Source organism: Vibrio sp. 03_296 (genome assembly GCF_002265885.1).
Genome location: NZ_NPKW01000574.1, coordinates 1 through 584, shown reverse-complemented (window position 1 = coordinate 584; position 584 = coordinate 1). Strand labels below are relative to the sequence as shown.

Genomic DNA, 584 nt, shown 5'->3' with positions numbered 1-584 from the left:
TGTGYTGGGGTATCCGATGGATCTGGCTATGTGGGAACCAGTACTGCGCGTGGCATTGTTGGTAGGCGTATTCCTCCCACTACTGGAAGCGGGCATGCAGATGGTGCGTAACGCTCGTAACTCGCAAAGTGCTGGCATTTGTATGTTTGCTTGTGCGCTTGGTTAACCCCGTCTTCGGTTGGGCAATCACCATGCTGCTCGACAACACGGGCCTGATTGGCAACCGTGAACGCAGCGAAACCTTAAACCGCACTGACCGTTTAGGCATCCCACTCGCAACCGTATTGGTGTGTGTTGGCGCGTTAGCGGCGGTGGGTCAATTACCGGGCATCCCTGCACTTCTTTTAATGCTGGCTTTGCCGAAAGATCCTGCTCAAAGGGCGGATTCTTTTCTTTTTAATGCCAACTCAAATTAGCCAAACTGATCCGCCATTAGTTTGATTCAATGGACTTCTTCTCTCTTGCTTCCTATGCTGCGTGAACACATATCCCGTCACGCAATACAAGGAAAGATCATGGCCGGCATAACCGATTTACAGCGCTTACTTCAATCAATGTCCCCGCAATTGGTTGAGGGCGAATAT

The 584-nt window shown here is 50.8% G+C and carries 1 pseudogene; it reads left to right on the top strand.

The features are described from left to right. Positions 1-344 (top strand): annotated as a pseudogene (locus CIK04_RS26270) (DUF3360 family protein); the annotation flags it as partial. Positions 345-584 lie beyond the last annotated feature (240 nt).